We start from the raw sequence: 10,837 nt of genomic DNA on the forward strand, positions 1-10,837 counted from the left end.
ATGCTACTTCGTAGCTTGAATGTAGACATTGCTTTTATTAGCACCAGTTCATGGGATCTGGAGCATGGTGTCTCCACACCACATGAAGAGAAAATATTAGTCAAACAGGCAGTACTAAAAACTGCCCACCGCCGGGTCTTAGCGAAGTTTTACAGACGACTTAATTCTTATGAACAGGTGGAAAGCCGACAAACAAAGTGTCCTGAATGACCTGATCTGCCCGTATTACAAAGACCAATATCCCAAACTTTGCAAGAACTTAAAGATGAGCTTGAAGAAAAACTAAAACATGTAAATCAAAGGATCATCAGCCGAAAAAATAAGGACGTTAAATTTAACAATTACCGTAAAGGCCGTACCGTTAACTGGACTCTGCCCTATAAGTTCGTCAAGTCGGTTGACCTGACGACATTATTTACAGATTAAAGTCATAAACAGTGGAAGGGCTTGAAAAGTAACTTTGAACCCTATCGGGGGGATGGGCAAAAATAGCGAAAATAAAAATAAACACTTTTTCCTCATTCAAAATTCACCTTTTTACTATGATTAACAAGTCACCTCTGATTTTTCCTTCCAGTGACAATAATTAGTTTAAAAAACCAAACGAATATATATCAGCTTACAACCACTCTTACGGGTACCATTTTTGGAGGCAAAAATATGTTCTCACGTCGTGATATCTTGAAAGCATCCGCAATTGGTGCAGCAGCTAGCATGGGTAGTATGATTAAATCCGCTGTTGCTGATGAACAACACAATACTGTCACTACGGGTAATAATACCCCCGTTGGGGCCAAAAGTTCGTATAAATATAAATTTACAGACAGCAAAAAACGTATATTTGAATATGGGTGGGCACGGGAAGCCACAATAGAACAATTTCCGATATCTGAAGGGATTGCCGGTGTTGATATGATGCTCGAACCGGGCGGTGTGCGTGAACTCCATTGGCATGCTGTTGCCGCTGAATGGGCATATATGCTTGAAGGTCATGCACGTATTACCATTATCGATCCAGAGGGCAAAAGTGAAGTAGCCGATTTTGGCCCCGGTGATGTATGGTATTTTCCCAAAGGTCATGGTCATTCTATTCAAGCGCTTGAAGATGGCGCGCATTTCATTCTGACTTTTGACGACGGGCACTTCTCAGAATTTGGCACATTCAGCATCACTGATTGGATAACGCATACGCCGAAAGAAGCGCTAGAGAAAAGTGTTAACATGCCAGCATCCGTTTTTTCCAAACTTAAACAGGGTGAAGCTTACATCGTCGGTGGCGCCATACCGCCAAAACTTCCCCTACCGATAGACGACGGAGGATTGAACGATGCCCCACTCACCCACCGTTATGAACTCTTGAAAAACAAACCCTTCTTTGAGAACGATGCAGGAAGTATTTATCGGGCATCATCGAAGGAATTTCCCATTTCTACCACTATCACCGGTCTCATCGAGATCGTTAAACCGGGTGCAATACGTGAACTACATTGGCATCCGAATGCTAACGAATGGCAATATTACATTTCAGGCAAAGGACGTATGACCGTGTTTAGTTCCCACGGACACGCACAAACCTCGAAATTTGGGCCAACCGACGTCGGTTACGTGCCACAGGGATTTGGTCACTATATCGAAAATATGGGTAATGATGATCTCAAGGTGCTGGTTGTGCTAGATAACGGCATCTACCAGGATATCTCACTCTCTGATTGGTTCGCTAAAACTCCGTCTTATTTGTTGGCAGATAACTTCAGCAATCAAATCTCCGATTGGGCGGATCGTCCGAAGGATAAATTAGTTATATCGCGCCGTAGAACTTGAGATATTACACCGTGGTGTATTGCATGGCAGGATTTGGATTACCTTATTGATTTTATTGTAAAAAAATCAAAATCCTGCCTTGCCCAACCTCAACTAACATATGCTAAAAATGTCAGTCGAGGTTTAAAAAATCACAGATTAAACTAAGGTGAAACCTCACATGAAAAGTCAGCTTTAATCGCGGATTGAAGACTTGCTTTCATTTCGCTTATCCAGGTCTTACTTTGTTCATTCATGGTAAAAAGTACTGGAGAACTGTTTTCAACAAGCATTTGCATTTTGTTGTAAATTGGATATTTATTTCCTAATTCAACAAAAATTGATTTTCGAACAGGCATTAGATATTGCGGGTTTGATTTGGGTCCCGACAAAGCGCCCGGAACAGGGATCGAGCTTGAAACCATATAATCTTTTGATGCCATAACATTCGCTAGCTCTTTGACCTTTGAGATCTCCTCAGCACTCCTATTTTGCTTCGGATAAACTCCGACAATATCAGCGTAAAAGAGAGGGTTGCTTTCGGTATTATTCGATAATGGCATCACTTTGAAATCGATATTATCCAAGGCTGTACTACTCATAACTGTCATTGATTCAGTGAAACCTACAAACGCTCTACCATAACCTGCTTCAAACCATACACCATGTTGGTAACTAGCCGCCTTCTTAGTGGAATTATCATAACTAGACATTTCCATAATGGATCTTAAATTTGTAATTGCGTCAGCATTAAACTCCACTGGGCTGAATGGCAGATTCTTCGGCATATGGTTATGGAGACTATAGACTGCCTGCAAGTACAAAGCATTTATTATTGAACTACTCATATCTATCATTAACCCCGTCTTCTTTGGTGGAATCTGGCCTGTATATTGGCAGGAATTTAAAGTTGTTTTTAGTTGGGTTAATGTCTGAGCGATACGCAATTCAATATCATTAGCGTGATAGAACAATATGTGAGTACATCCCAATTGAGGAATTCCCCAATATGATTCCGCATCTACAACTTTGACTCCATCCATTGCATAATCAAATAAATCCTCAAAATCATCAATATCCGATTTTTCGAGCGGTAACAACCAACCATTATTAGCGAGATAATTCATGTGAATTGCATCAAATACATAAACATCTAATTGATCTGATGGGTCTGTATTGTAACCGCCATCCCAAACTTCTTTAGCTGCAAAAATAAGGTTATCATCTGGATATCTTTGTTTCCAAACTTTAGTCAGTTCAGTCTGAAACTGCTCTACGCGAGGTACCCAAGGGTACAAACCGACATGAATATCTTGAGCAAATGCCGACCCAATTGCCAAGATCGAAGCAAACCAAGATACGATGAAATACTTAATTTGTCTGAACTTTAAAATATTCACGTCTATCTCCTTACAATTAAGATGATTATTCTTTTGAGTAATGTAATTTGGTTTTTATAAATTTCATCAAAAATGACCAACTTACCGATAGAACGACCAATGTCATTCCCAAAAAATGATAGCTACTGAATGGCTCTGATAGTATGAAAACTGCCATAAGAGCTGTTGCCGCCGGACCAAATGCTCCCATCACCGCAACCTGATTAGTCCCAATGCAGTTAATGGCTTCACTCAAGATAAAAGAAGGGGCAACAGTACAAGCTATTGCGATCGTCAAAGAAAGTAACAAGATTTGTAGGGTTAGAGTTATGTCTTTCCATTCCTCCTCGGCTAGAAAATGCATAAATACACATACGCTCGCTGCACCCATAGCAATGCTAGTGAACATAGCGCCTGGCATTTTGGCCATAAGGCGTTTACTAAAGACCATATAACAAGCAAAGGCCAACGAACCTCCTATGGCATACGCTGATCCAAACAATACACTGTAGGTATCTCCGAAGCTGAACTCATACGATAAGAGCAGGATAATGCCGCTATAACTCAGGAAAAGCGTCAGCCACATATCTTTTTTGAACGTTTCCTTAAACAAAAACCAGTTTATAAAACAAACAAATATTGGATAAGTGAACGAAACCAAACCGGAAAGTTGTGCACTTATATAATTCAGACTTTTCAGATCGAAGAAGCTTGATAAGTAGTAACCAACGACCCCAACCAAACAACACCAGTGCCAGTTAGACTTAATGGAGTTCGCCTGTTTGGGAGTGAGTTTGGTATAAATTCTTATTCCAATAAAGACGTAAATGGGTAATACAAAGAACATCCTGAGCGCCATAACACTGATGCTATCAATGCCATTTTTGTACATTATTTTTACAAGAATACCTTTAAGCGAATATAGGCAGGTTGCCATCACCGCCAGCAATAAACCGAAGACATATCGGTTGGATCTCAGTCCACTTAAACTCACTAATGCCATCTTAAATTACCTTCGAAACTAGTCATGTGGAATCCCTCACTGATATTTTTGTAACAAGTAAGGAATTCCATGAGGCATCTAGAATTTAGTTGCTTTGAACATTACGAACGGTGGGGAATATCGTAGACTTTCAGTATCCTTTGAAGCATCGGCGTCACAATGCTCAAAAAGTTCAATAGTTTTGAATCCAGCCTCACTTAATATTTTGTAATATGTATCTTTATGCCAATTCGTATCTAAAATATTAAAAATACTTCCATCTGGCAGATCTAAATACACTGACTTGCTGTCTCCATCACTGTATTTCTTATTTGGATCACCGCTCATAAAAGAACTGAACTTAATCCCAGTGGAATCTGGATTGGTATCCAATACGTAAAAAATGCCGCCAGGTTTTAATGTCCTATAAACTTCCCTGGCAATTTTTAAAAGATCAGACTTTTTACTGTTATTGATGAACACGTAACAACATATAGCTGCATCGAAAGTATTATCATTGAAGTTAAGGACCCCCTCTCTGATTTGATGATAAGAACTATTGCCCCGATTGATGTTGCTGGAAGCTTTATCCACCATGGTTTGTGAGATATCGACTCCCGTTACCATCTTTATGTCTCTGGCAATTAGCCGACGTGACACTTTCCCACTACCACAACCGTAATCAAGAACCGATATATTTTGCCCCAGGCTCTCCTTAAGGTTTTCAATCAATGGTGTGTACCCAAGTCTCTCCTCCAAATAATCATCATATTGATCGAATAATCTTGATACATCTTCATTCATCCAGTTAGTGCTCATTTGTCATCTCATATTATTAGATTAGTATAGTAATAACCCAAAAGGCTAAATTTTACCTATTTCAGCCTGTTCAATAAAAAAGATTTGTGAAATGGATGGATATTTTCAATCAGCATATCAGGCACGCTCTCTCCACTTCGGAGATAAGTGTTCACTTTAAAGAGACGGAGAATTTCTATCCAGTACTCGTCTAGTGGAAGCTGATTTATATCGTTCAAAGACAATTCAGAGCGCCGAATTTTCTTCTCGTACTCCAAAACCTTAGATACCACTGAAAAATCTGATTTAGGCATTACAGGCGGTGAACATATTGGCTCAAATGTTTCAAATGGACGATCTAATATACCTTGGACTTTCTCTTGATTAGGCTGGTATATGTGAATCGAACCCACGTTATGGGTATATTGACCCACTTCACACCCAAGCATTGATGCTATGAACTCTTGAATGAAAGTGAATGAGAAAATATCGCCTAACATACCCACATATGCATCGTTAGCCCGCATGTATGCAACCAAGTGCAGTTTTCCTTCACGCAAGAGTAATTGCAGCCCTAAAGTGCATGAAACGTCTATATTAGTTTTATAAATATCTTCATCCGCACTGAATATCTGAAGGAATACTCTCTTACTATCAGCGTCGTCATTCTTGATAATGTCGATAGCTCTGGCAATTTGGTTCAGATCGTCAGATCCGAAATGCAATAATTTCTTGCCATAGCCAGTACCCGGCAAAGTTACCCCATCTGCTGAGTACTTGGTCATAGACGGGGCGTACCAGGATATAAAATCAAGATCATTCTTTCCTGAGAGATACCATAAGGCTTCGGCATAGTTGAAAATGACATTTTGCTTTCTGACGGGATGAAAACAATATCTCGATAACGGGTTCGTCAATTTACAACTAAAACCAAGAACCTCACGTTCGGAATGCCCCCGCGGTCTATTTTCAAATTCATAGTTATTATTAACCAGATCAAGTGTCGAGATATACAATTGATCAAATGTATCAAAGCGATTCATGAACACCCTCGAATTCTTCGATTAACATCTCTATTTGGGCGATATCAACACCGGCTTCCTTGCTGTAACGCAACGTTTTAACTGAAGTGATTTCACCCAGCCCTTGGACTAAAAAAGCGTATTCTTCGTTCTTTTCAAGCAAAAGCACCACTGGCTTTTTCATAGCGGATGCCCACCCCATTTCAATATGCGTACCAGGCGAAGCAGGGACTCCAGGGAAAGCTACAAAATAGTCACACTGACTAATTTCTTCGTAATCAATAAGTGTGCATTGAGAAGGCGTCATAAACTCACGCCCCCATTTTTCACGCTTATGAGCACAGTGCACAGACCATTCTCTCTCTTCAAAGTATTTGATGATGCTTTGGAATTGATCGATATTTTTGTGTGACATTACATGACTTTCAGGATCGACTAATGCTTTAAACGGTCCAGCAAGAAACATCTTTTTCATATATAAAGACCTTATTCAAACGTTAATGAGTTCGTGCTCTGATAATGGCGTCAGCTTCCCGAGCCACTGTTGCAACATGCTCAATTAATGTTTCTGATTGGCTATAAATATCGTTGAAACTCATCCAACGGCATTCCAGTGCATCGTCTCCAGCCACAGGAACTCCCGATAGATAACTACAGAGAAGTGGTACTAAAATGAAGTGATGGTGGACACCTTCACTATCAAATTCATTTACCTCTACTACAGTAAGCGTTGTTTCTACTGTAGCGACTAATTGCGTTTCTTCTTTAAGCTCTCGTAAAACACCATCGTGTAGGCTTTCACCAGGCAGTACTGATCCGCCAGGAAAACCCCAACCAAACCGCTGAGGCTGCTTATTCCTCCTAACCAATAAGATTTTATCGTTATGATATACAATGGCTAACGTAGCAACTTTAGGCTCAGATAGCGCTTTGGGGCCTTTATTTGCTCTCATAATCAAACTCACCTCTATACCCGCTATCTTTCAAGTTGCCTCTTTGTTGGCTGCACTCACCCGGTCACATAGTTCTCTATGACATAGTTATCTATGCTCCCGGGGATTCGCTCCCTTGCCGTCGCGATCCATCTTGAAATCCATAGGGTATATGACTGATATTATTAAATTTAAGATTTCATCCTTACCTAACTTCAAGGCTTGCCATAGCCATGAGTGCGACTTCTCCATCCCAATAATTGCGAAGATTTCTCGCTGCATTCCACGCACGTAAGCCAGTCCTACACGCTAAAACAACCCTCTGCCCTGACTCTGGAATGAAGTTTCCATCACAGAACGCATCAACCGACATCCTTAACGCATCAGGGTGAACCGGGTTAGGCGCTTCATTTTCACCTCGAAGATCGATTATCAAATCCTTGGAAGTGAGTGATGACGTTGATATGAAATGGAATGTGACTGATTTTGGCTCTTCCGCATTATCAAAGCGAAAACTTGAAAATGAATACGTATCCAAATCAGCGGTTACCATTTGCCCTAAAGGTGATGGAGATAAATGCAGTAAAGTCCCAAGTGTCATTTGCGCCTGCAAAACACCTATCATTGCGACTACAGGGCCTAAGACGCCCATCGTGGCACAAGTAGCCGTATTATTTGGAATTTCAGGGAAAACAGCTCTAAAAGAAGGAGCGGATGAGCAAAATCCTCCTACATAACCTTTAAGACCAAGTACGGATGCAGAGATAAGCGGCTTTCCTAGCAACGAACAAACATCTGACAACATGTAGCTAACTGCGTAGCTATCAGCGCAGTCTAAAACGACATCGGCATTACTCACCAATAAACGGGAATTATCTGGATGCAGTGTCGTGGCATATGTAAGCACTTCGACCTCAGGGTTAAGTTTCTCTAGAACTATCTTTGCAGCATCAACTTTCGCCAGACCGACCAAACTCTCGTTGTAGATAGGTTGTCGATGCAAGTTAGTCATTTCCACAACATCTGGATCAACTACAACCAAGGTGCCAACCCCAGCCCCGCACAAATATTGAAGTGCGGGTGAACCAAGACCACCAGCCCCAACAACCAAGACCTTAGCGTTAGAAATCTTTGTTTGCCCGCATTTCCCTACTTGCTGTAGCACTTGCTGCCTATCATAGCGATTCAATACGTTGCCCTCTTGTTATCGCGAGCCACTCTTTCACTCGACGGATCAGCATGTTGGATAAAATGGATCTCGTTTCATGCTAAATAAGCCTTACCGAATACCGGCGTAGAAGGTTCAGCCATATCTCTCTTTTCAATTGGTTTAGCCAAATAACAACGTTGGCCAGCATCAATTGCATTAGCAAACGCCTGAGCCATCATTATTGGGTCACCTGCACGCGCCACCGCAGTATTTAACAAAATCATGTCATAGCCCAATTCCATTGCCGCCGCCGCATGAGAAGGCAAGCCTATTCCTGCGTCAATGACCAAAGGAATATCGGGGAAATGAGCGCGGAGAGTTCTTAAACCGTAGATGTTATTTAATCCTCGGCCAGAACCGATCGGAGCACCCCAAGGCATAAGGATTTCACAACCTACTTGTAGCAACTTCTCTGCTACTGAGAGATCTTCAGTGCAATATGGAAAGACTTTAAAGCCATCCTCGCATAAAATCTTTGCTGCCTCTGCAAGGCCATAAACATCAGGCTGCAAAGTGTCTGCATTAGCAATAACTTCTAGCTTGATCCAATCCGTGCCAAAAATCTCTCTTGCCATATGCGCAGTAGTTACCGCCTCTTTTACGGTATGGCAACCCGCAGTGTTAGGGAGCACCTGGACATTCAATCCTTTAATTAATGACCAGAAACTTTGCCCAGCCTGATTTTTCCCTGACTCTCTACGAAGAGATACCGTGACAATCTCTACTTTGGAGGCTTTAACGGCTTCTGACAAAATTGCGGGTGATGGATATTGAGACGTTCCAAGCATCATACGGCTGTGCAGTTCTGTATCGTATACTTTTAGCACATTAACCTCCCTGCATTGGCACCAAAACTTCAATCTTGTCTGCACTTTTTATTTCAAATTCATCCCGCTTTTGCACACTCACAAAATCACCATTTACGGCGGTTACCAGAACCCTATTTACATAGCCAAGCTCTTCAAGAATTGACCCTAACCTAGAACCTGAAACAGAGACTTCCAGACCATTAACGAGAATATTCATCGATTGACTCCGGTATATTAGATCCTTCAAAAACAGCTTTTGCCGCCATTTGTGCCATTGAAGGAGACAATAAAAATCCATGACGATAGAGACCATTCACACAAAGAATCTCGCCTTTCCAATAAACACGAGGGAGGTTGTCTGGGAATGTCGGTCTTGCATCAACACCTATTTCTACAATCTCAGCTTCATTAAAACTTGGATGAAGGGCGAGTGTTGACCCAAGTAGTTCGAATATGGATCGCGCAGAAATTCGTTCACGTTCCTCATTCTCAATCATGGTGGCACCAACCATGTAGTCACCATTACCACGCGGAACCAAATACAAAGGTATTCTTGGATGCAATAATCGAATGGATCTGTTGATCTTTATGTCATTACTGTGAATCAAAAGCATTTCACCTTTAACCCCGCGTAATGTTTTTGATATGTCGCGAGCTTCCAACCCCCTACAATCGACAACTAAATCGGTCCCTCTCACCTCACTTACGTTGGCTTCGTTGTTGAACACAAATTCGACGCCCAATCTCTCCAATTTTTCAGATAACTGAGTGATTGCTTTACGAGGGTTTAAGAAAGCCTCGTCTTTAAAAAAGAGTCCCTTATGAAAGCGATCGGCAAGGTCTGGCTCAAGTTCTGCAATTTGGTCTGAATCAACATTTTCATAATTTTCAGTTTTATTAGCAAAAGTCTTCAATTCAGAAATATCACGTCCTAAAGCAAGTACAAGGGTGCCTAACGAAGTAAGTGTATCGGTATGATTCGCCCACCAATCGATAGCACGTTGCCCTAAGTTAACGACAGAAGGCTCTGCACTTTCACCTTCACACCATGGCGCCAGCATTCCACCTGCCCACCAAGAGCACGCCTTAGCACCTATCTTAGATCCTCGCTCAAGAATTCGAACATTTCCCCCTCTTGCAACGAACTCTGCCGCACAAGTAAGCCCCGCAACACCAGCCCCTATGATTGTAATGTGCATAGCCACTCACTCCACTTACTAAAAGTGATGAACTGAGCCATGACCGGAACCTATTCTTAACGTATTAGATTCTAAGATGGCCTGATGTAAATAATCTTCTCAGTTACCGCCTCAACTCAATCTATTCGCCATAAGTGCGGTGATCACCGCCGAAAGAATACACCTCGTACCATGCGTATTCTTGGTATCGATTCTTACTGCAAAGAGATTTATCGTTGGCTGTTCAGGTGAAATAAACCATCGTAATATCCTTAAAGTTCCAATTTCGATCAAGAAGCACCTCTTTAATTCTAATTTTGTAGGGCTTCTGGAAAAAAACATAACTAAATTAAACAAATAGGATTAATAGTATCTAAAACAATAATTTTGCGGTTATCAACACCCATATCATATTTAGCAATGTTGCTTTTTCTTTAAATTCATCCCGATCCTCTGGAACTCGAGTATAAAAAATTAAATATCAAAATGACACAAATACAACCATGTGTACATAGGCATTATCTATATATTGAGTTAAGTCACAGTATTCCTTTTTATCACAGGAAGTTTTTTGTATATATAGTTAATTAACTTGAAGATGTAAGATTCAAGTTAATCGGGTATATCCCCTTCATCTTTCAAGCTGCTGCTTTGTTGGCTGCGTTCACTTACCCCAGTCACAGAGTTATCTATGCTCCTGGGGATGCGTTCTCTTGCCGCCGCACTG

General features: G+C 41.2%; 11 protein-coding genes and 1 pseudogene. 2 read left to right on the forward strand and 10 right to left on the reverse strand.

What is annotated here, in order from left to right:
* Positions 1-210 (forward strand): annotated as a pseudogene (locus AM629_RS19515) (hypothetical protein); the annotation flags it as partial.
* A 450-nt stretch (positions 211-660) separates the two neighbouring features.
* On the forward strand, positions 661-1,821 hold the full coding sequence (locus AM629_RS19520; protein ID WP_054481257.1) for a cupin domain-containing protein: 1,161 nt from the start codon (positions 661-663) through the stop codon (positions 1,819-1,821).
* Positions 1,822-1,964: 143 nt separating this feature from the next.
* Here AM629_RS19520 and bcmE read toward each other — a convergent pair whose 3' ends face one another.
* From bcmE to AM629_RS19570, 10 genes are all read right to left on the reverse strand, one after another.
* Positions 1,965-3,200 (reverse strand): thiamine pyridinylase, encoded by a 1,236-nt coding sequence (bcmE, locus tag AM629_RS19525; protein ID WP_054481259.1) that lies wholly within the window; start codon positions 3,198-3,200, stop codon positions 1,965-1,967.
* Positions 3,201-3,225: 25 nt separating this feature from the next.
* A complete protein-coding gene (locus AM629_RS19530; protein WP_054481261.1) occupies positions 3,226-4,182 on the reverse strand; it encodes a DMT family transporter in 957 nt (318 codons plus the stop codon).
* 78 nt (positions 4,183-4,260) lie between these two features.
* Positions 4,261-4,980, reverse strand: a complete 720-nt coding sequence (locus AM629_RS19535) for a class I SAM-dependent methyltransferase (RefSeq protein WP_054481262.1) — start codon at positions 4,978-4,980, stop codon at positions 4,261-4,263.
* Between the two features lie 56 nt (positions 4,981-5,036).
* On the reverse strand, positions 5,037-6,002 hold the full coding sequence (locus AM629_RS19540) for a thymidylate synthase (RefSeq protein WP_054481264.1): 966 nt from the start codon (positions 6,000-6,002) through the stop codon (positions 5,037-5,039).
* Positions 5,989-6,456: a nucleoside 2-deoxyribosyltransferase gene (locus AM629_RS19545; protein WP_054481266.1), complete on the reverse strand. Its 468-nt coding sequence runs from the start codon at positions 6,454-6,456 to the stop codon at positions 5,989-5,991. The genes AM629_RS19540 and AM629_RS19545 overlap by 14 nt, the downstream gene beginning before the upstream one ends.
* 22 nt (positions 6,457-6,478) lie before the next feature.
* On the reverse strand, positions 6,479-6,934 hold the full coding sequence (locus tag AM629_RS19550; protein ID WP_054481268.1) for an NUDIX hydrolase: 456 nt from the start codon (positions 6,932-6,934) through the stop codon (positions 6,479-6,481).
* 184 nt (positions 6,935-7,118) lie between these two features.
* On the reverse strand, positions 7,119-8,102 hold the full coding sequence (locus AM629_RS19555) for a HesA/MoeB/ThiF family protein (protein ID WP_054481270.1): 984 nt from the start codon (positions 8,100-8,102) through the stop codon (positions 7,119-7,121).
* A 74-nt stretch (positions 8,103-8,176) separates the two neighbouring features.
* Positions 8,177-8,950 (reverse strand): thiazole synthase, encoded by a 774-nt coding sequence (locus AM629_RS19560; protein ID WP_083451962.1) that lies wholly within the window; start codon positions 8,948-8,950, stop codon positions 8,177-8,179.
* A gap of 1 nt (position 8,951) precedes the next feature.
* A complete protein-coding gene (gene thiS, locus AM629_RS19565; protein ID WP_054481272.1) occupies positions 8,952-9,149 on the reverse strand; it encodes a sulfur carrier protein ThiS in 198 nt (65 codons plus the stop codon).
* Entirely contained in the window at positions 9,133-10,131 is a 999-nt protein-coding gene (locus AM629_RS19570) for an FAD-dependent oxidoreductase (RefSeq protein ID WP_054481274.1), read from the reverse strand. Before AM629_RS19570 ends, thiS begins: the two co-directional genes overlap by 17 nt.
* Between the last annotated feature and the right edge of the window lie 706 nt (positions 10,132-10,837).

This window comes from Photorhabdus heterorhabditis, assembly GCF_001280945.1.
Classification (GTDB): Bacteria; Pseudomonadota; Gammaproteobacteria; order Enterobacterales; family Enterobacteriaceae; genus Photorhabdus; species Photorhabdus heterorhabditis.

Excerpts from the sequence above, each read along its gene's own strand:
- AM629_RS19540 (WP_054481264.1), bottom strand. The coding sequence starts at position 6,002 with ATGAATCGCTTTGATACATTTGATCAATTGTATATCTCGACACTTGAT.
- AM629_RS19535 (WP_054481262.1), bottom strand. The coding sequence starts at position 4,980 with ATGAGCACTAACTGGATGAATGAAGATGTATCAAGATTATTCGATCAA.
- AM629_RS19550 (WP_054481268.1), bottom strand. The coding sequence starts at position 6,934 with ATGAGAGCAAATAAAGGCCCCAAAGCGCTATCTGAGCCTAAAGTTGCT.
- AM629_RS19545 (WP_054481266.1), bottom strand. The coding sequence starts at position 6,456 with ATGAAAAAGATGTTTCTTGCTGGACCGTTTAAAGCATTAGTCGATCCT.
- AM629_RS19570 (WP_054481274.1), bottom strand. The coding sequence starts at position 10,131 with ATGCACATTACAATCATAGGGGCTGGTGTTGCGGGGCTTACTTGTGCG.
- AM629_RS19530 (WP_054481261.1), bottom strand. The coding sequence starts at position 4,182 with ATGGCATTAGTGAGTTTAAGTGGACTGAGATCCAACCGATATGTCTTC.
- thiS (WP_054481272.1), bottom strand. The coding sequence starts at position 9,149 with ATGAATATTCTCGTTAATGGTCTGGAAGTCTCTGTTTCAGGTTCTAGG.
- AM629_RS19520 (WP_054481257.1), top strand. The coding sequence starts at position 661 with ATGTTCTCACGTCGTGATATCTTGAAAGCATCCGCAATTGGTGCAGCA.